The 18187-nt window shown below is 72.2% G+C and carries 16 protein-coding genes and 3 tRNA genes; 13 read left to right on the top strand and 6 right to left on the bottom strand.

Features of this window, described 5'->3' with window-relative positions:
- Positions 1 to 83: 83 nt before the first annotated feature.
- Positions 84 to 1037, bottom strand: coding sequence for a dihydropteroate synthase (folP, locus tag DA085_RS15990; RefSeq protein WP_419866519.1), 954 nt, complete (start codon positions 1035 to 1037; stop codon positions 84 to 86).
- A gap of 100 nt (positions 1038 to 1137) precedes the next feature.
- Between folP and ald the strand changes: the two genes are divergently transcribed.
- Together ald and pepN are read left to right on the top strand one after the other, a co-directional pair.
- Positions 1138 to 2259 carry an alanine dehydrogenase gene (gene ald, locus DA085_RS15985; protein ID WP_109473980.1) on the top strand — a complete coding sequence of 374 codons (1122 nt, stop codon included), beginning with the start codon at positions 1138 to 1140 and terminating at the stop codon, positions 2257 to 2259.
- 61 nt (positions 2260 to 2320) lie between these two features.
- Positions 2321 to 4813 carry an aminopeptidase N gene (gene pepN, locus DA085_RS15980; RefSeq protein ID WP_109474043.1) on the top strand — a complete coding sequence of 831 codons (2493 nt, stop codon included), beginning with the start codon at positions 2321 to 2323 and terminating at the stop codon, positions 4811 to 4813.
- Between the two features lie 103 nt (positions 4814 to 4916).
- Here pepN and DA085_RS15975 read toward each other — a convergent pair whose 3' ends face one another.
- The 3 genes from DA085_RS15975 to DA085_RS15965 all read right to left on the bottom strand — a co-directional run bounded on the left by DA085_RS15975 (position 4917) and on the right by DA085_RS15965 (position 7702).
- Positions 4917 to 6458, bottom strand: a complete 1542-nt coding sequence (locus DA085_RS15975; RefSeq protein WP_109473979.1) for a hypothetical protein — start codon at positions 6456 to 6458, stop codon at positions 4917 to 4919.
- Between the two features lie 81 nt (positions 6459 to 6539).
- Positions 6540 to 7052, bottom strand: a complete 513-nt coding sequence (locus tag DA085_RS15970; protein WP_109474042.1) for an RNA polymerase sigma factor — start codon at positions 7050 to 7052, stop codon at positions 6540 to 6542.
- A gap of 152 nt (positions 7053 to 7204) precedes the next feature.
- Positions 7205 to 7702, bottom strand: a complete 498-nt coding sequence (locus tag DA085_RS15965) for a YajQ family cyclic di-GMP-binding protein (RefSeq protein ID WP_109473978.1) — start codon at positions 7700 to 7702, stop codon at positions 7205 to 7207.
- 79 nt (positions 7703 to 7781) lie between these two features.
- Between DA085_RS15965 and DA085_RS15960 the strand changes: the two genes are divergently transcribed.
- The 3 genes from DA085_RS15960 to rocD all read left to right on the top strand — a co-directional run bounded on the left by DA085_RS15960 (position 7782) and on the right by rocD (position 9932).
- Positions 7782 to 7867: transfer RNA gene (locus DA085_RS15960), tRNA-Tyr, on the top strand.
- Between the two features lie 109 nt (positions 7868 to 7976).
- Positions 7977 to 8558, top strand: coding sequence for a DinB family protein (locus DA085_RS15955; protein WP_109473977.1), 582 nt, complete (start codon positions 7977 to 7979; stop codon positions 8556 to 8558).
- Positions 8559 to 8696: 138 nt separating this feature from the next.
- The gene (rocD, locus tag DA085_RS15950) at positions 8697 to 9932 is read left to right on the top strand and encodes an ornithine--oxo-acid transaminase (RefSeq protein ID WP_109473976.1); all 1236 of its coding nucleotides are present in this window, start codon (positions 8697 to 8699) and stop codon (positions 9930 to 9932) included.
- Between the two features lie 218 nt (positions 9933 to 10150).
- On the opposite strand, the gene DA085_RS15945 is transcribed toward rocD, so the two are convergent.
- Together DA085_RS15945 and DA085_RS15940 are read right to left on the bottom strand one after the other, a co-directional pair.
- Positions 10151 to 12142 (bottom strand): acyl-CoA dehydrogenase family protein, encoded by a 1992-nt coding sequence (locus DA085_RS15945; RefSeq protein ID WP_109473975.1) that lies wholly within the window; start codon positions 12140 to 12142, stop codon positions 10151 to 10153.
- Positions 12139 to 12861 carry a TetR/AcrR family transcriptional regulator gene (locus DA085_RS15940; RefSeq protein ID WP_109473974.1) on the bottom strand — a complete coding sequence of 241 codons (723 nt, stop codon included), beginning with the start codon at positions 12859 to 12861 and terminating at the stop codon, positions 12139 to 12141. The genes DA085_RS15945 and DA085_RS15940 overlap by 4 nt, the downstream gene beginning before the upstream one ends.
- Before the next feature lie 89 nt (positions 12862 to 12950).
- On the opposite strand from DA085_RS15940, the gene DA085_RS15935 reads away from it, so the two are divergent.
- From DA085_RS15935 to DA085_RS15900, 8 genes are all read left to right on the top strand, one after another.
- Positions 12951 to 14234, top strand: a complete 1284-nt coding sequence (locus tag DA085_RS15935) for an acetyl-CoA C-acetyltransferase (RefSeq protein ID WP_109473973.1) — start codon at positions 12951 to 12953, stop codon at positions 14232 to 14234.
- Complete coding sequence (locus DA085_RS15930; protein WP_109473972.1) at positions 14234 to 15643, top strand: 3-oxoacyl-ACP reductase; 1410 nt, start codon at positions 14234 to 14236, stop codon at positions 15641 to 15643. Before DA085_RS15935 ends, DA085_RS15930 begins: the two co-directional genes overlap by 1 nt.
- Positions 15640 to 16557 (top strand): MaoC family dehydratase, encoded by a 918-nt coding sequence (locus DA085_RS15925; protein ID WP_109473971.1) that lies wholly within the window; start codon positions 15640 to 15642, stop codon positions 16555 to 16557. Before DA085_RS15930 ends, DA085_RS15925 begins: the two co-directional genes overlap by 4 nt.
- A 99-nt stretch (positions 16558 to 16656) precedes the next feature.
- A tRNA-Thr gene (locus tag DA085_RS15920) sits at positions 16657 to 16729 on the top strand.
- Positions 16730 to 16767: 38 nt separating this feature from the next.
- Positions 16768 to 16841 (top strand) — tRNA-Met (locus tag DA085_RS15915).
- Between the two features lie 121 nt (positions 16842 to 16962).
- The gene (gene rpmG / locus DA085_RS15910; RefSeq protein ID WP_109473970.1) at positions 16963 to 17133 is read left to right on the top strand and encodes a 50S ribosomal protein L33; all 171 of its coding nucleotides are present in this window, start codon (positions 16963 to 16965) and stop codon (positions 17131 to 17133) included.
- 106 nt (positions 17134 to 17239) lie between these two features.
- Positions 17240 to 17686, top strand: coding sequence for an FAS1-like dehydratase domain-containing protein (locus DA085_RS15905; protein WP_109473969.1), 447 nt, complete (start codon positions 17240 to 17242; stop codon positions 17684 to 17686).
- On the top strand, positions 17686 to 18096 hold the full coding sequence (locus DA085_RS15900) for a MaoC/PaaZ C-terminal domain-containing protein (RefSeq protein WP_109473968.1): 411 nt from the start codon (positions 17686 to 17688) through the stop codon (positions 18094 to 18096). Before DA085_RS15905 ends, DA085_RS15900 begins: the two co-directional genes overlap by 1 nt.
- The last annotated feature ends 91 nt before the right edge of the window (positions 18097 to 18187 follow it).

Genomic DNA, 18187 nt, shown 5'->3' with positions numbered 1-18187 from the left:
GGGTGGGACGTCCGAGCTGCCAGTCCGTGTGGTGAGGTCACCTCCGCGGCGAGCCTGTGCGGCGGGACGCTGGGGCGGTCGGCTCAGGGCTCGCCGCGGACGGCCAGCCTCGGGGGCCGGTCGCCCCGGATCGTGGCGACCATGTCGACCACCCGGCGGGTGGCGCGCACGTCGTGGGCCCGGAACACGGTGGCCCCCAACCAGGCCGCGACCGCCGTGGCAGCCAGCGTGCCCTCCAGCCGGTCATCCGGCCCCAGGTCGAGCGTCTCACCCACGAAGTCCTTGCGGGACAGGGCCTGCAGGACGGGATAGCCGAGCGCGGCCAGGTCCCCGGTGTGGCGCAGCACCGTGAGGCTGTGCCGCGTGGTCTTGCCGAAGTCCAGCGTCGGGTCGATCAGCACCCGTTCGGCCGGCACGCCCGCCTCCACAGCGGCCGCGGCACCGGCCGCGAGCACGCGCAGCACGTCCCGGACGACGGCCAGCTCGTCCTCGCCCTCGGCATCGGCGTACCGGACCGCGACCGGGTCGGTCCGGGGCGGCAGCCCACCGGTGTGCGAGACCACCATCCCGGCGCCGGTCGCGGCCGCGACGTGCACCAGGGCGGGGTCGTGTCCCGCCCACGTGTCGTTGACCAGGTCGAGGCCGACGGTCGCGGCCTCGCGGGCGACCTCGCTGCGCCAGGTGTCCAGGCTGAGCACCAGCTCGGGGAACTCTCCGCGGGCGGCCTCGAGGAAGGGCATCACGCGACGCAGCTCCTCGGCGGCGTCCACGACCTCGCCCTCCTGCCCCGCGCGGACGCCGCCGACGTCCACGATGTCGGCTCCGGCAGCCACCGCCCCCCGCAGGGCCTCCAGCGCCGAGTCGAGCGCGGCGTGCCGGTTGCCGCCCCAGAACGAGTCGGGCGTGCGGTTGATGATCGCCATCACGGCGGGGCGGGCCGCGTCGAAGGTCCGTCCCCTCAGCCGCAGCGGGGGCGTGCGCGGCAGCTCGGGTGGGTGGACCGGTGCCGGTCCGGCTGGGGTCGAGGGCGTGGTCACGTCGTCATCGTGCCACTCGTCGGAGGGGTGACGCGCCAGGACCAGCAGGTCCGCGAGGAGTCGCCCGCCGGGCCCGGACCGGGTCTGCGAGGATCGGGGGATGAGGATCGGTGTGCCCCGGGAAGTCAAGAACCGCGAGTACCGCGTGGCGCTCACCCCGATCGGGGTCCATGAGCTCGTGGCCCACGGCCACGAGGTCGTCATCGAGCAGGGCGCCGGCGCGGGCTCGCACATCCCCGACGAGGACTACGTCGCGGCCGGGGCCCGGATCCTGGCGTCGGCGGACGACGTGTGGGGGAGCGCGGAGCTGGTCCTCAAGGTCAAGGAGCCGGTGGCGCAGGAGTACCCCCTGCTACGCGAGGGCCAGGTGCTCTTCACGTTCCTGCACCTCGCCGCCAACGGCGACCTGACCCGCGAGCTGGTGGACCGCGGCGTCACCGCCATCGCCTACGAGACCGTGCAGCTGCCCTCGGGTGTGCTGCCGCTGCTCTACCCGATGTCCGAGGTGGCCGGGTGCCTGGCGCCGCAGGTCGGCTCGCACGCCCTGCTCCGGGCCAACGGGGGCAGGGGTGTCCTGATGGGAGGCGTCGGCGGCGTGGCCAGCGCCAGGGTGGTCATCATCGGCGCCGGCGTCGCCGGGCAGAACGCGGCGAATATCGCCGTCGGCATGGGGGCCGAGGTGACCCTGCTCGACACCGACGTGGAGAAGCTGCGGACGGCGTTCTGGCGCTCGCAGAACCGCGTCAGGGGGCTGGCGTCCTCGGAGCTGACCCTCCAGGAGACCGTGCTGGAGGCCGACCTGGTGATCGGTGCCGTCCTGGTCCCTGGTGCCGCGGCCCCCAAGCTGGTCAGCAACGACCTGGTCGCGCGGATGAAGCCGGGGTCGGTGCTCGTCGACATCGCCATCGACCAGGGCGGGTGCTTCGCGGACAGCAGGGTCACCACCCACGACGACCCGACGTTCACGGTCCACGACTCGATCTTCTACTGCGTGGGCAACATGCCCGGCGCGGTGCCGCACACCTCGACCTACGCGTTGACCAACGCCACGCTGCCGTATGCCGTGGCGCTGGCTGACAAGGGATGGGCGCAGGCCCTGCGTGACGACCCGACGCTGGCCCGGGGGCTCAGCACCCATGCCGGCCGGCTGACCAACGCGGCGGTGGGCCGGGCGGTCGGGCTGGAGTCCGTCGCCGTGGAGAGCGTTCTCGACGCCGGGTGATCGGGCCCGGGGGAGCCTACGAGGCCCCTACGAAAATGGGGGCGTGGCAGGCTTGGCGACCATGTCCTCCCTCACCCGCACGGACGCCGAGGCGCGCTCCGGACTGCTGGACGTCACGGCATACTCCGTCGAGCTCGACCTCACCGGTGGCGACACGACCGAGCACGTCACCTTCGGCTCCCACAGCACCATCACCTTCACCGCGGTCCCCGGCGCCAGCACGTTCCTGGACGTCCGGGCCGTCGAGGTCCACGCGATCACCCTGAACGGCACCCCGGTCGACCCGGCCGCCGTCACTGACGGGCGGGTGGTGCTGGGCGACCTCGTGCAGGACAACACGGTCGTCGTCGAGTCGACGATGGGCTACAGCAACGACGGGCAGGGGCTGCACCGCGCGGTCGACCCGGCCGACGGGCTGGCCTACGTCTACGGCCACCTGTTCCTGGACGCCGCCCCCAGGGTCTTCGCCTGCTTCGACCAGCCCGACCTCAAGGCGCCCTTCACGATCAGCGTCACCGCCCCGGAGCACTGGACCGTCCTGGGCAACGGGGCGGCGGTGCAGAGCGGGCCGGGTCGCTGGGAGCTGGCCACGACCAAGCCGCTGGCCACCTACTTCGTCACGGTCTGCGCGGGCCCCTACGCCTCCGTGACCGACGAGCACGACGGCATCCCCCTCGGGATCCACGCCCGGGCCTCCCTCGCTGAGGAGCTGCGCGCCCAGGCCCCGGGGATGCTCCGGGTCACCAGAGAAGCCTTCGACCACTACCACCGGCTGTTCGGCATCCGCTACCCGTTCGGTTCCTACCACCAGGTGTTCGTGCCGGAGTTCAACGCCGGCGCCATGGAGAACCCCGGCTGCGTGACCTTTCGCGACGCCTACCTCTTCCGCGGTGCCGCGACCGAGGACGAGCTGCTGGGCCGCGCCAACACCATCTGCCACGAGATGGCCCACATGTGGTTCGGCGACCTGGTCACCATGCGGTGGTGGGACGACCTGTGGCTCAACGAGTCCTTCGCGGAGTACATGGCCCACCGGACCCTCACGGCGATCACCGGGTCGGACGACGCGTGGGTCGACTCGACCGTGTCGCGCAGGGCCTGGGGCTACGCCGCGGAGCGGGCACCGTCCACGCACCCGGTCGCCGGGGCACCTGCCCCCGACGCCGACACCGCGCTGCAGAACTTCGACGGCATCTCCTACGCCAAGGGCGCCGCCGTGCTGCGCCAGCTGGTCGCCCACCTGGGTGACGACGCCTTCGTGACCGGTGTGACGGCATACCTCACCGGTCACGCGCACGGCAACGCCGCCCTGACCGACTTCCTCGCCGCCATGGAAGAGGCGTCCGGCAGGGACCTGACCGGCTGGGCCCGCGCCTGGTTGACTACCGCCGGGGTGGACGCGATCTCCGCCGTCCCGACCGGCAGCGGCGTGCGGCTCACCCGCACCCGGCCGGACACCGAGCCGGCCGACCGGCCGCACACGCTGGACGTCGCCGGCTGGACCGACGGCCGGCAGGTGCTGCACGTCGCAGCGACGGTCGACCGCGACGAGATCGTCGTGCCCGCGGAGGTCGACGGCGTGGCCGGCCTCGTCATCCCCAACGCCGGGGACCTCACCTGGGCGCGGTCCGTGCTGTCGCCCGAGAGCGTGGCCGCCCTGCCCGCACAGCTCGGCCGGGTGCGCGAGGCGCAGCACCGGGCGGTCGTGTGGGTCGCGCTGACCGACGGCCTCGCCACCGCCACCGTCGACCCGTGGCTGGTCGTGGACACCTTCGCCGCGGCCTGGCCGGTCGAGGACAACGCCTCGGTCCTGAGCCGCGCGGGACTGCTGCTGACCACCCGGGTCCTGGGGGAGTACCTCCCCGACGAGACGGTCCCCGCCGCCCGCGCGACCGTCGCGGACGCTGCGCGGAGGCGGCTGGAGTCCTCCCCGCCCGGCTCCTCCCGGGCCCTGGCGGCCGCGCGGGTCCTGGCCTCCTCCACCCCGGACACCGAGCTGCTGCACCGCTGGGGCGCAGGCCACGACCTGCCCGAGGGGCTGGCCGGCGACCGGGACTTCCGCTGGCTGGTGCTGCGCTCCCTGGCCGTGGCCGGCGCCGTGACCGCCGACGAGATCGACCGGGCGCGGGCCGCCGACAACTCCATGCAGGGCAACCTCGGTGCCCTCACCGCCCGGGCCGCCCTGCCGACGGAGGCCGACAAGGCCTGGGCGTGGGACCAGCTGGTCGGTGACCACGGCCGGTCCAACCACGAGCTCAATGCGCTGGCGAACGGGTTCTGGGCCGGACGGCACACCGATCTGGTCCGGCCGTATGTCGCTCGCTTCCACCGCGACGTCCCTGCCCTGGAGGGGCGGGTCGGCCAGGACGCGCTGGCGCGGGTCGCGGTGCTGGCCTATCCGCGGACGGTCGTGGAGGAGGCGACGGCGGCCGCCACCGACGAGCGGATCGCCGCCGGTGACCTGTCCGCCGCCGTGCGCAGGGCCCTCACCGACCAGCAGTCGGTGCTGCGTGAGGTGCTGGCCTCGCGGCGGACGTTCGCCCGGGCCGACTGACGGCCGACGCCTGTCCCGACTGACGGCATACGCCAGTCCTGGACGCGCAGCGGGTGCCGCGCTGTGAGCGCGGCACCCGCTGGTCACCCCGGCCCCGTCCGGGTCAGGGAGCGAAGTCCAGGGCGTCCTCCGCGAGGCCGAGCACCTGCCAGTGGTGACCCTCGTCGTCGGAGAGGTGGTAGACCGGCACGAGGTACTCGGTGCCGTCCCACATGCTCAGCACGCCGGTGCTCAGCTCGGCCCGGGTGACGGTCGACTCCGACATCGGGAAGGGGATCTGGTCGCCGGGTGAGAGTGCCGGCAGCGGAGCGGGCTCGGTCCACTCCTCCAGGTAGGTCTCGCCGTACTCGACGTCGGGAATGTAGACGCCGATCTGCTGGAAGCGGGTGTCGGTCGCGCGCTCCACGGCCTCGGTGGCCGAGATCACAGGGTAGTCACCGAGCTCGACCAGGTCGCCCAGCTGCAGACTGGCGTAGGCCAGGCCGCCGCCCGTGACCGAGAAGTGCCAGGACCGGTAGTCGGTCAGCGGCGCCGCGGTGTTGCGGGCGATGATCGGCAGGTCCGTGATGCCCTCGACCGGTTCCTCGATCGGCAGAGGCTCCGGCTCGCCCGTGGCCACGGACGCGTCGTCCGGGGCGGCGGTCGCGCTGGCGGTGTCGTCGCCCTCCATCGCGCTGCCGGCGAGCATCTCGTGGTACATCGGGTCGGTGCTGAACTCGTAGCCGGTGTAGTCCACCCCCGCCTGGTCCAGGAACTCCTTGACCGTCGCGATGGCACTCTCCTCGTCCGGGAGCGGGCCCGCGGGGACGCAGGTCAGGTCCTCCAGCGCCGGTCCGCCCGGGCCGAACCAGCCGTAGCCCGAGTCGCCGGACTCGGCCTTGGACTGCTCGCAGTAGGGGTCGACGGCAGGGTTGCTGTAGTCGAGCGAGGTCAGGCCGCCGTAGCTGTTCACGTGCACGCTGCGCGCGTCCGTGGCGTCCGTCATGTCGGCGGCACGGTCGTAGTCGTTGACCTGGCCCTCCATCCCCAGCCCCGCGGCATACTGCTCGAGCAGGTCCGTCGGGTCGGCGCCCTGCCCGCCGGCCGGGGCATAGACCGTCCCCGACGTGCGCTCCGTGGACAGTCCGTCACCGGCCACCGGGATGACCGGCCCGGCGTAGCCGCCGCTGTCGGATCCGGACTCGACCGCGACTCCCATGTCCCCGTCGCCGCCCATCGCCTCGTCGCCCGCCGACTCACCGACACCGATGAGCTCCGGCGCCTCCTTGTCGGCAGTCAGGCCGTCCTCACGTTGGCCGCCGGCGTCCTGGGTGCCGGCGACCGTGGTGACGGTGTCGTCGTCGGAGCCGGCACTCAGCCCCGCCGCGAAGCCACCGCCACCCAGCGCGAGGGCCGCAACCGACGCGGCCACCAGCAGGCCGGCGCGGCCGGTCCTGACGCCTGGGTCCGAGACGTGGACGGCCGTGTCGCTGGTCGTGGAGAAGGCGTAACCGGACGGGCGGCCGCCCTCGTCGCGGCTGCTGCCCAGAGGTGTCCGCCCCCGGAGCTTCTCGGAGATCCTGTGCAGATTCGGGTGTGCCCCCGTGGCGGGGTCCGCGGCTCGGAGCCGGGCCAGCGCCTCGTCGTCCTCGAAGTCATCCATCATGTGTCCTCCCTGTCGGGGCCAACAGGCCGGTGGTCCCTGCACCATCTATGTTCCGGAGCGGGCGTGTGTTGCCGGTGCGGCTCACGTCGCCCACGCCTCGCGCAGCCGTGCGCGTGCGCGGGACAGGGCCGCCGCGGCCCCGCCACGGGTCACCCCGAGGGCCTTGGCCAGGCCCTCGCCGTCCAGGCCCTCCCAGGCGTGCAGCATGAGCACCTTGCGGTCGCGAGGGCTGAGCCTGGCCAAGGCCTGCCGCACGTCGTCGTCCTCCACCACGAGCTCGGCCGGGTCGACGCTGGCGCTGCGCTCGTCGGACTCGGAGCCGTAGTCGGCCAGCAGCGTCAGGGTCGGCTTGCGGCGGTGGTTGGACAGCACGTAGGAGGCGGTCTTGTAGAGCCAGGGGAGGACGAAGTCCTCCGGGATGCTGTCCCGGCGGCGCCAGGCCACCGCGAACACCTCGGCGGCGAGGTCCTCGGCCTCCTGCCGCGGGGCGCGGCGCACGAAGTAGCGGTGCAACGACACCGCGTGCTCCGCGAACAGCTGGTCGAACCACGCGGCGTCGCGGACAGGTGGTCCCGTGCCGTTCGCCTCTGACATCCCGAGTACCACCGCGGCCTCCATCGCTCGATCGGCCTCACCACGGCGGAGGCCCTATCCGTCCAGTGTCAGCCGGGGGACAGGTGTTGCACCGGTTCCGTGCAGGGTGTTCGCGAGATCGTGACCTGCTCCGGGGGCGGGTGCGGCCCGGGTCAGCGGTAGTTGGTGAACTGCACCGCGAAGTCGAGGTCGGCGCCCTTGACCAGGCGCTGGACCTCCTGCAGGTCGTCGCGGGACTTGGAGGTGACCCGCAGCTCGTCGCCCTGGATCTGGGCCTTGACGGACTTGGGGCCCTCGTCCCGGATCAGCTTGGAGACCTTCTTGGCGTTCTCCGAGCTGATGCCCTCGGTGAGGGCGGCGTCCAGGCGGTACTCCTTGCCGGACGGGCGGGGCTCGCCGTCGTCGGAGTAGTTCAGCGACTTGAGGGAGACGCCCCGCTTGACCAGCTTGGTCTGCAGGACATCGAGCACAGCGAGGCACCGCTCCTCGCTGTTGGCGCGCATCGTGATCGTCTCACCGGACAGCTCGACGGACGCGCCGATGTTGCGGAAGTCGTAGCGCTGGCTGATCTCCTTCGCGGCCTGGTTGACGGCGTTGGCGACCTCCTGCTTGTCGACCTTGCTGACGATGTCGAACGACGAGTCGGCCATGGTGCTGCTCCTCCGTAGGGGTCCGGGTCTGGTTCGGACGTGGTGTGCTTCCCCTGTTATCCTTTCACCCGCCAGTCACGGCAGGTTGTCCGAGTGGCCAATGGAAGCGGACTGTAAATCCGCCGGCGTACGCCTACGCAGGTTCGAATCCTGCACCTGCCACCACGCCCCGAGGGCCCTGACCACACGGTCGGGGCCCTCGGGCGTTCCCGACGTCCGCCGTGCTGTCGGTGCCCGGTCCTAGTCTCGGTGGGATCCGAGCAAGGGGAGAGACATGAGCACTGCGGCAACGGGCACAACGGACTGGCACCAGCTCGCGATCGAGCAGCTGACCTGGCACTGGGAGCACGCGCGGCACCGGTTGGACGGGCTGACCGACGCGGAGTATCTCTGGGAGCCGGTCGAGGGCGCCTGGAGCGTCCGTCCACGGGGCACCGCGGCCACTCCGCAGGCAGCGGGCGCCGGCGAGTGGGAGGTCGACTTCGCGCTCCCCGAGCCGACACCCGCACCGGTCACCACCATCGCCTGGCGCCTCGCGCACCTCATCGTCGGGATCTTCGGGGCGCGGGCGGCGTCCCACTTCGGGTTCCGCACCTGTGACTACCAGTCCTGGGAGTATGCCGGCACCGCGGCAGGTGCCCTGGCGCAGCTGGACGAGACGTATGCCGCGTGGCTCGCTGGGGTGCGCGGCCTCGACCCGTCGGCCCTCGCCCGCCCCGTGGGTGAGGCGGAGGGCCCGTTCGCCGAGCACCCGATGGCCGAGCTGGTGCTGCACATCAACCGCGAGGCGATCCACCACCTGGCCGAGATCGCCCTGCTCCGCGACCTCTGGGCCCACCGCCCCGTATTGTCGTAGTGGTTTCGTCGGTGGCGCCCGTACGTGCGTAGCGGTTTCGTCGGTGGCTCCCCGGGTTTGGTCGTGCCTCCGCACGTCGATTCGTGGTTCGGGGCACCGCGTGTTCGCTGTGGGTGGCTTTGGATCTAGTCTTGGCCCATGACCGACACCACCTCGCTCCCGCAGACCAACGCAGCGTTCATCGAGCTCGAGGACCGCGTCGCGGCACACAACTACTCCCCGCTCCCGGTCGTCGTGGCCGAGGCCGAGGGCGTGTGGGTGACCGACGTCGAGGGCAACCGTTACCTCGATGCGCTGGCGGGCTACTCCGCGCTCAACTTTGGCCACCGCCACCCCGACCTCGTCGCGGCGGCCAAGGCACAGCTCGACCGGTCCACGCTGACCAGCCGCGCCTTCCACAACGACCAGCTCGGCCCGTTCTGCCGCGACCTGGCCGAACTCGTCGGCAAGGACCAGATCCTGCCGATGAACACCGGCGCCGAGGCCGTGGAGACCGCGATCAAGCTGGCCCGCAAGTGGGGTTACCGCGTCAAGGGCGTCGAGCAGGGCAAGGCCCACATCATCGTGATGGACGGCAACTTCCACGGCCGCACCACCACGATCATCAGCTTCTCCGACGACCCGGAGGCGCACGACGACTACGGCCCCTACACCCCGGGCTTCACCGCCGTGCCCTACGGCGACCTGGCCGCGATCGAGTCCGCCATCACCGATGACACGGTGGCCGTGCTCGTCGAGCCGATCCAGGGCGAGCAGGGCGTGCAGATTCCCAAGGAGGGCTTCCTGCCGGGGCTGCGCGAGCTGTGCACCGACCGCAACGTGCTGATGATCGCCGACGAGATCCAGTCCGGGCTGGGGCGCACCGGCACCACGCTCGCCTGCGGCTACGAGGGCGTCGAGGCCGACATCTACACCCTCGGCAAGGCGCTCGGCGGCGGCATCGTGCCGGTCTCGGCCGTCGCGGCCAACGAGGACGTCATGGGCGTCATCACCCCCGGCACCCACGGCTCCACCTTCGGTGGCAACCCGCTGGCTGCCGCCGTGGGTCACGCCGTGGTCAAGATGCTCCAGACCGGCGAGCCGCAGCAGCGGGCCGCTGACCTGGAGGCCACCTTCCGCGACGGTCTCGAGGCCCTCATCGGCAAGGGTGTCGACAGTGTGCGCGTGCGCGGTCTGTGGGCCGGCATCGACATCGACCCGGCGCTGATGTCCGGCAAGGACGCCTGCAAGGGCCTGGCCAAGAAGGGTGTCCTGGCCAAGGACACCCACGGCTCGACCATCCGGCTGGCCCCGCCGCTCACCATCACCGAGGAGGAGCTCCGCCAGGTGATCGACGCGCTCGCGGCCGTGCTGTCGGAGGCCTCCGACAGCTGACCCCTGGCACGTGCACGGGGACTACCCCCTGTTCTGGCCGGATGTGGGCAGGCCCCTGGCACGTGCACGGGGACTACCCCGTGTTCTGGCCGGATGTGGGCAGGCCCCTGGCACGTGCACGGGGACTACCCCGTGTTCTGGCCGGATGAGGGTAGTTCCCGGGCACGTGCCTCGACCGCTCAGTCCGGTCCGCCGGCTGAGGCCATCGGCTCGACGCCTCAGCCCTCGAGCATGGCCGAGCCCAGGAGCTGCTCGGGGACGCCCATGCCTTCCACGAGCGGGAGGGCGAGGGGCCGCAGCTCCTGGCAGAGCTGGTTGATCGCGGGGACGATCGCCTTGGCGCGGGCCGCTGACATCCGGCCGTGCTCCTGGAACCAGCCGCGGTCGCCGGCCAGGTTCTCCAGCGCATAGAGGTCGCACAGCCTGTTCAGCACCGCCGCGGTCTCCTCGTCCTCGCAGGCGTCGATGCCGGCGATGAACGACTCCAGGACCACCCGGTCGATGTGGGCGCGGGCCGCCAGGAGCAGGTGGTCCTGGGTGGCGTTGAACGCCTCGAAGGCCCTGGACTCGTCCCTGCCCGCGGTCCGCATGCGCTGCGCGAGGCTGTCCAGGACGTGCTGCTCGCGCTCCTCGAACATCGTCACGTGCCAGCTCCGCTCAAGCACGGTCTCGGCGTCGGACCTGCGCTGGGCCGTGGCCAGGATCCGCTCGATCGCGGGTCGGGCCGCGGTCCGCTCGATGACCGTGCCGGTGAAGGTGCGCGCGGCGGCCTGGACCATGCCGAGCATGTCCAGGTCGCCCCACATCTCCTTGTAGTTGGTGAGCAGACCCTTCGCGACGAGCTGGAGCAGCACCGTGTTGTCACCCTCGAAGGTGGCGAACACGTCAGCATCCCGGCGCAGCTCGGTGAGGCCGTTCTCGGCCATGTAGCCCGCCCCGCCGCACGCCTCGCGGCACACCTGGATCACGTCGTTCGCGAAGCGGGTGCTGACCGCCTTCATCCCGGCGGCGCGGGTCTCCAGCTCGCGCTGGGCCTTCTGGTCGCGCTCGCCGACCGGCCTGGACTGCACCTCCTGGAGCGTGTCGGTCAGCTCGTTCTGCGCGAAGGCAAGGGCGTAGGCCGTGGCGATGGCCGGGAGCAGCTTGCGCTGGTGAGCCAGGTAGTCCAGGAGCAGCACCTCGCCGTCGCGGCCCGGGGCGTCGAACTGCCGGCGCTGCAGCGCGTAGCGGGTGGCGATCGACAGGGCCTTGCGGGCCGCCTGCCCCCCGGCGCCGGACACGCAGATCCGACCGCGCACGAGGGTGCCGAGCATGGTGAAGAAGCGGCGGTTCTGGTTGTCGATGCTCGAGTGGTAGCTGCCGGAGTCGTTGACACCGCCGTAGCGGCTGAGCAGCATCGTGCGAGCCACCCGCACCCCGTCGAACCGGAGGGTCCCGTTGTCGACGCCGTCCAGCCCGCCCTTGGCGCCGTTGTCGCCGATCGTGACCCCGGGCAGCGCGGCGCCGGCCTCGTCCCGCACGGGCACCAGCACCGCGTGGATGCCGTGGTTCTGACCGGCCACCTCGAGCTGGCCGTAGACCACGGCCATCCGGGCGTCCTCGGCCGCGTTGCCGATGTAGGTCTTGGTCGCGGACTCGGTGGGGGAGTGCACGACCAGCTCGTCGGTGTCCCGGTCGTAGGTGATGGTCGTCTCCAGCGCCTGGACGTTGCTGCCGTGCCCCACCTCGGTCATCGCGTAGGCGCCCGGCAGGTCGAGACTGATGACCCTGGGGACGAACTCCTGCAGCTGCTCCTCGGTGCCGAGGCTGGCGATCGCGCCGCCGAAGAGGCCGAAGTGCACGCCGACCTTGACGGTGAGGGACAGGTCGGCGAGGGCCAGGCTCTCGAAGTTGACGACCGAGCTGGCCAGCAGCCCGTCTCCCCCGACGGAGGTCGGGAACCCCGCGCCGCCGCGGCCGCTGTCGGCGATCGCGCGGATCGCGGTGCGGGTCCACTCGCGGGCCTCGCTGATCGACATGCCCGGGTCCCGGGTGAGGGCGTCGCGGACCAGGAGCGTGCGCATCCCGGCGCGCACCTCGCCGTACGTGCCGTCGGCCGCCGCGCGGAGCGCCGCTCCCAGCGGCGTGAGGCGCTCCTCGCCGACGTCGACCTGGTTGCTGTCGATCGGCTCGGTCCTCGGGGCGGTGGCGGCGTCGGTCTGGGTGCTCATGCGTCTGGGTCCTCACGGTCGGTGGAGCGGTCGGTCCGGGCAGTGCTGCCCGAGGGGTGTGCTGGAGTGCTGTGACTGGGGTATGCCGCGGGGCCGGCTCCCGAGAGAGCGGGCGCGAAGAGTGTGGTCACGTCGGCGACGACGGCGCTGCGCGGCCGGGCCATCTCGGTGCTCAGCCACTGGTCCGCGGCCGCGCGGACGAAGCCGACCAGGCCGTGGCCCCACGTCGGTGCACACGCGGTGTCGCGGCCCTGCCTGCGCAGGTGGGCCTCGAGTGCGCGCGTCACCTGCTCGCCGATCCGGTCGGCCAGGCCGACGACGGGATCGTGCTCGACGGGGCCGTCGACCAGGGGCCGGGTGACGACGAACCGGTAGATCTCCGGGTCCTTCTCAACGAGCACCAGATAGGCATCGACCATCGGGGCGACGAGGGCCAGCGGGTCCTCGGTGGCCGGGTCGCGGCCCGCCGTTGCGGCCCCCAGGCTGTCCAGGATGCGCTGGTCGACGGACTCGACCACGGCCGCATACAGCCCGGTCCGCCCTCCGAAGTGCCGGTAGACCACGGTCTTGCTGGTGCCTGCCTCGGCCGAGATGTCGTCCATCCCCACGGTCGGGCCGTGCCGTCGGATCGCCCGGAGAGCAGCCTCGACGAGCTCCCGGCGCCGGGCCGCGCGGTGCTCGACCCAGCGGGTGTCCCGGCCGTCGGCTTGGGTAGTCATGCCACCACAGTACCTAGTACCGGGCGTACCTGCTACTGTCGGTATCGGATAGTGATCTCGTGTCCGCCCCGTTCCCACAGGAGTTCCTGATGGCTCAAGCCCGCAACGCCGTGATCGTCGGCGGCAACCGCATCCCGTTCGGCAAGGCCGGAGGCGCCTACGCGGCCGCGTCCAACCAGGACATGCTGACCGCCGCGCTCGACGGCCTGGTCGCCCGGTTCGGCCTGGCCGGTCAGCGGGTCGGCGAGGTGGCCGCCGGTGCCGTGCTCAAGCACAGCCGGGACTTCAACCTGACCCGAGAGACCGTCCTCGGCTCCGCGCTCGATGCGACCACGCCCGCCTACGACCTGCAGCAGGCCTGCGGGACCGGCCTGGAGACCGTCATCCAGGTGGCCAACAAGATCCAGCTGGGCCAGATCGACAGTGCGATCGCAGGAGGTGTGGACAGCGCGAGCGACGCGCCCATCGCGGTCGGTGAGGGGCTGCGCCGGGCGCTGCTGCGGGCCAACCACGCCAGGACGGCCCTGCAGCGTGCCCGGGCCCTGGCGTCGATCCGTCCGGGCGACCTGGCTCCGGAGACGCCGCGCAACTCCGAGCCGCGGACCGGCCTGTCGATGGGCGAGCACCAGGCTCGCACGGCCAGGGAGTGGGGGATCACGCGCGAGGCCCAGGACGAGCTGGCGGCCGCGAGCCACCACAACCTCGCCCGCGCCTGGGACGAGGGCTTCTTCGACGACCTGGTGACCCCGTTCCGACGGCTCAGCCGGGACCAGGGGCTGCGCCCCGACACGTCCGTGGAGAAGCTGGCCGCGCTCTCGCCGGTCTTCGGCAGGGGCGAGGGGGCCACGATGACTGCCGGCAACTCCACGCCGCTGTCCGACGGCGCCGCCCTCGTGCTGGTCGCCTCCGAGGAGTGGGCCGCGGAGCGCAACCTTCCGGTGCTGGCGCGCTTCGTCGACGCCGAGGTCGCGGCGGTGGACTACGTGGACGGCAGCGAAGGCCTGCTCATGGCACCGGCCTATGCCGTGCCCCGCCTGCTCGCCCGGCAGGGGCTGAGCCTGCAGGACTTCGACCTCTACGAGATCCACGAGGCCTTCGCCTCGACCGTGCTGTCCACCCTCGCAGCCTGGGAGAGCCAGGAGTTCTGCACCGAGCGGCTCGGGCTCGACGCCGCACTGGGCTCGATCGACCGCAGTCGCCTCAACGTCAACGGGTCCTCCCTGGCGGTGGGTCACCCCTTCGCCGCAACCGGTGGGCGGATCGTCGCCTCCCTGGCCAAGCTCCTGTCCGAGAAGGGACCCGGCTCGCGCGGCCTGATCTCCATCTGTGCTGCCGGCGGCCAGGGTGTCGTCGCGATCCTGGAGGCGGTGTGATGACCAAGGTGCTCGATGTGCTGACCGGCAACCCGGTGGCCAAGGCTGTCGGCAAGCAGCTGGGGGTGCCCCAGGCGACCGAGCTGCGCCGGGGGCGCGAGCTGCCCGCGGGTGACGTCGTCCTCGCGGTGCTGGACGGTTCCGGCGCGAGCAGCGGGGCGACCTCCGAGGCCCTCGCGGCCCTCGGTGTCACGACCGCCGACGCCGTCCGTGACGAGCCGGCCACCCGCACGACCGGTGCGGACGGCCGAGCCGTGCCCCCCGCATACGAGGCAAAGATCGGTGCGGTCGTGGTGGACGCCACGGCCCTGGCCACCGTCGGTGAGCTCGAGGGTGTCCGCGCAGTCCTCCGCCCGGCGCTGCGCGCCCTGGGCCCCAGCGCCCGGGTGGTCCTCGTGGGGACGGCGCCGGAGCTGGTCGAGGCCCCCGAGGCCGCCGCGGTCCAGCAGGCACTGGAGGGCATCACGCGCAGTGTCGGCAAGGAGCTGCGCACGGGCGGCACGGCCAACCTCGTCCTCGTCTCGACCGCGACGACCGGCGCTGCGCTGACCTCCACCCTGTCGTTCCTTCTCGAGGGCCGGTCGGCCTACGTGTCGGGGCAGCCGTGGCGCGTGCTGGGCGGTGCGCCCGGTGAGGTGCCGAGCGACCCCGCAGCGCCGTTCGCCGGCAGGATCGTCGTCGTGACCGGTGCCGCCCGTGGCATCGGCGCCGGCATCGCCGAGGTGCTCGCCCGCGACGGGGCGCAGCTGGTCGTCGTCGACATCCCGGCCGCGGGTGAGGCGCTCACCAGGGTCGCCAACCGGCTCGGCGGCACCGCCCTGCAGCTGGACATCACCGCCCCCGACGCCGGGCACCGGATCGCGGCCCACGTGGCTGCCCGGCACGGCAGGGATGCGCGGCTCCATGCGATCGTCCACAACGCCGGCATCACCCGTGACAAGCTCCTGGTCAACACGGACGAGGACCGCTGGGGCAGCGTGCTGGAGGTCAACCTCGCGGCCGAGATCCGGATCAACGAGGTGCTGCTGGACGCCACGGTGGCCGGTGGTCTGGCCGAGGGGGGCCGCATCGTCGGCGTCGCCTCCACCTCCGGTGTCGCCGGCAACCGCGGCCAGAGCAACTACGCGGCCAGCAAGGCGGGTGTGATCGGCCTGGTGCGGGCCGAGGCGCCCCTGGTCGCTGATCGCGGCATCACCGTCAACGCCGTGGCACCCGGGTTCATCGAGACCGAGATGACCGACCGGATCCCGTTCGCGACGCGCGAGTTCGGCCGTCGCTTCAACAGCCTGAGCCAGGGCGGCAAGCCGGTCGATGTGGCCGAGACCATCGCCTACCTGGCCGCGCCCGGCAGCGGGGCCGTCACCGGTCAGGTGATCCGCGTGTGCGGTCAGTCCCAGATCGGGGCGTGACCGTGCCCGCCAGCGCGCAGGACATCGAGGTCGAGCTGCTCGAGGAGCTGCCCAGCATCGGCAGGGAGATCGCCCGGGCCCTGGTCCCCACCCGTCGTGGTGGTCCGGACGGCTCGCTGCCGGACCGCCGGGTGATGGTCACGGACCTGGTGCAGGACGCCGACCGCTTCGCTGCCTACTCACGGGTGTGCGGCTTCACGCTGCGCGACACCGTGCCGGCCACATGGCTGCACGTGCTGACCTTCCCGCTGCAGGTGCACCTGATGGCCTCTGCGGACTTCCCGCTCGCGCTGCCCGGTCTGGTGCACGTCTCCAACCGGATGCGGCTGCACCGGCCGGTCGGCGTCGGGGAGGCGGTGACGCTGTCCAGCAGCGCCGCCGACCTGCGGGCGCACGGTTCCGGGACCCAGGTGGACCTGCTCGGCGAGGCCCGCGTGGGCGATGAGGTGGTCTGGACCGGACGCAGCACCTACCTCGCCCGCGGCAAGCGTCCCAGTGACAGCCCGGCGCAGGACGCCACCGGTCCGGACCTCCCCAAGAATGCGCCGGAGGCGGTCCGAACCTCCCCAAGAAATGGGGGGGAACCGTCCGCGCTGTGGCGGCTCGGGGGCGGGCTCGGTCGGGAGTATGCCGCGGTGTCGGGGGACGTGAACCCGATCCACCTGACCCCGCTCACCGCCAGGGCGTTCGGCTTCCCGCGCACCATCGCCCACGGGATGTGGGTCCACGCCCGCACCCTGGCGGCGCTGGAGGGTCGTCTCCCGGCGGTCTACGAGGCCGCCGTGGAGTTCCGCAAGCCGGTCCTGCTGCCGTCCACGGTCGGCTTCTCCTTCGCCCGCGAGGGCGGCGGCCTGGGCCTGTGCGTCACCGACCGGGCCGGCTCGAGGGTCCATCTCACCGGCTCGGTGACCTGACCGCAGCCCGCCCGGCGCCCGATTTCGTGGACACCGGGTGGGCCGTGTAAAGTCTGCGGAGCGTTCCGCGCCCGGGCAGGACCCGATGCGCTGACGCAGGCCCCTATAGCTCAGTCGGTAGAGCGTCTCCATGGTAAGGAGAAGGTCAACGGTTCGATTCCGTTTGGGGGCTCAGGGAAGCCACTCGGTCAGCCGGGAGGCACCGCCCAAGGCGGGATAGCTCAGCTGGTTAGAGCGCACGACTCATAATCGTGAGGTCGCGGGATCGAGCCCCGCTCCCGCTACTGGTCGCGATTCGGTGCACAGCCGATCGTCGCGTATCCTTGAGTGCTGCTGTCTGCCGCCGCGTGTGCGACGGACTCCCGCACGCACCACCACACCATCGTTTCGAGAGCAGGTTGCCCCGTGGCTAGCAAGAGCGCCGACGTCCGCCCGAAGATCACTCTGGCGTGCACGGAGTGCAAGGAGCGCAACTACATCACCAAGAAGAACCGCCGCAACAACCCCGACCGGGTCGAGCTGGCCAAGTTCTGCTCGCGCTGCGGCAAGCACACCGCGCACCGCGAGACCCGCTGACGCACTCCGGCACCAGCCGGACCGCTGACCCCGGTCAGCACCTCGAAGGCCGTCACCCTGCTGGGTGACGGCCTTCGGCGTGTCCCGGGCGGATAGGCTGACCGGCATGCCTGTGAATCCCGACTACGCCGGCCGGGAGTACCCGCCGGCCGGCCCGTTCCCGGTCACCGCCGCGGAGATCTCCGCCTTCGCCGAAGCGATCGGCTCCACGAGCCCGGCGCACCGCGACGCGGCCGCCGCGCAGGCCCTCGGTCACGCCGACGTGGTCGCGCCCCCCACCTTCGCGGTGCGGCTGGCGCAGCAGTGCGAGGCCCAGCTGATCCAGGACCCCGGCGCCGGCATTGACTTCTCGCGGGTGGTGCACGGTGAGGAGGGCTTCACCCACCACCGGCCGATCACGGCAGGTGACGCCCTGACCGGCGTCCTGCACGTCGACCGCGTCCGTGAGGCGGGTGGCCACGGCATGGTCTCGACCCGCGTGGAGCTCAGCGATGCCGAGGGGCAGCCGGTGACGACGGTGCGGTCCACCATCGTGGTGAGGGGAGAGGGCTGATGAGCGAGCTGACCACCGACACCGCCGCGCTGACGAGGACGGTCACGGTCGACCGGGCCCGCCTGGTGGACTACGCGAACGCCTCCGGCGACCAGAACCCGATCCACCAGGACGCCGAGTTCGCCCGGTCCGTCGGGCTGCCCGACGTCATCGCCCACGGGATGTGGACGATGGGTGCCGCGCTCGACGTCGTCACCGCCTACGTCGGCGGGGACCCGGGCCGGGTCCTGTCCTGCACCACGAAGTTCACCGGCATGGTCGTCGTGCCCGAGGGCGAGACCGTCGAGGTGCTCGTCGAGGGTGTGGTGCGCAAGACCGACGAGGAGGCCGGCACCCAGACCATCGAGGTGGCCGCCACCTGCGCCGGTGAGAAGGTCCTGGGCCGCTGCCAGGCCGTCGTCCGGGCATGACCCCGACCGACCCGGGCGCTGCCCCTGAGGTCGCGACCGACGCCTCACCTGCCGCCGGCGCACCTGCCGGCCCCACGGCATACAACGCCCT

It is taken from the genome of Ornithinimicrobium cavernae (genome assembly GCF_003121625.1).
GTDB lineage: Bacteria > Actinomycetota > Actinomycetes > Actinomycetales > Dermatophilaceae > Ornithinicoccus > Ornithinicoccus cavernae.
The sequence above is the reverse complement of the archived record's forward strand: the minus strand, read 5'-3'. Positions and strand labels throughout refer to the sequence as shown.

Excerpts from the sequence above, each read along its gene's own strand:
- DA085_RS15935 (WP_109473973.1), top strand. The coding sequence starts at position 12,951 with ATGGCTCAAGCCCGCAACGCCGTGATCGTCGGCGGCAACCGCATCCCG.
- DA085_RS15955 (WP_109473977.1), top strand. The coding sequence starts at position 7,977 with ATGAGCACTGCGGCAACGGGCACAACGGACTGGCACCAGCTCGCGATC.
- DA085_RS15970 (WP_109474042.1), bottom strand. The coding sequence starts at position 7,052 with ATGTCAGAGGCGAACGGCACGGGACCACCTGTCCGCGACGCCGCGTGG.
- ald (WP_109473980.1), top strand. The coding sequence starts at position 1,138 with ATGAGGATCGGTGTGCCCCGGGAAGTCAAGAACCGCGAGTACCGCGTG.
- pepN (WP_109474043.1), top strand. The coding sequence starts at position 2,321 with ATGTCCTCCCTCACCCGCACGGACGCCGAGGCGCGCTCCGGACTGCTG.
- DA085_RS15975 (WP_109473979.1), bottom strand. The coding sequence starts at position 6,458 with ATGATGGATGACTTCGAGGACGACGAGGCGCTGGCCCGGCTCCGAGCC.
- DA085_RS15945 (WP_109473975.1), bottom strand. The coding sequence starts at position 12,142 with ATGAGCACCCAGACCGACGCCGCCACCGCCCCGAGGACCGAGCCGATC.
- DA085_RS15930 (WP_109473972.1), top strand. The coding sequence starts at position 14,234 with ATGACCAAGGTGCTCGATGTGCTGACCGGCAACCCGGTGGCCAAGGCT.
- DA085_RS15905 (WP_109473969.1), top strand. The coding sequence starts at position 17,240 with ATGCCTGTGAATCCCGACTACGCCGGCCGGGAGTACCCGCCGGCCGGC.
- DA085_RS15965 (WP_109473978.1), bottom strand. The coding sequence starts at position 7,702 with ATGGCCGACTCGTCGTTCGACATCGTCAGCAAGGTCGACAAGCAGGAG.
- DA085_RS15900 (WP_109473968.1), top strand. The coding sequence starts at position 17,686 with ATGAGCGAGCTGACCACCGACACCGCCGCGCTGACGAGGACGGTCACG.
- DA085_RS15940 (WP_109473974.1), bottom strand. The coding sequence starts at position 12,861 with ATGACTACCCAAGCCGACGGCCGGGACACCCGCTGGGTCGAGCACCGC.
- rocD (WP_109473976.1), top strand. The coding sequence starts at position 8,697 with ATGACCGACACCACCTCGCTCCCGCAGACCAACGCAGCGTTCATCGAG.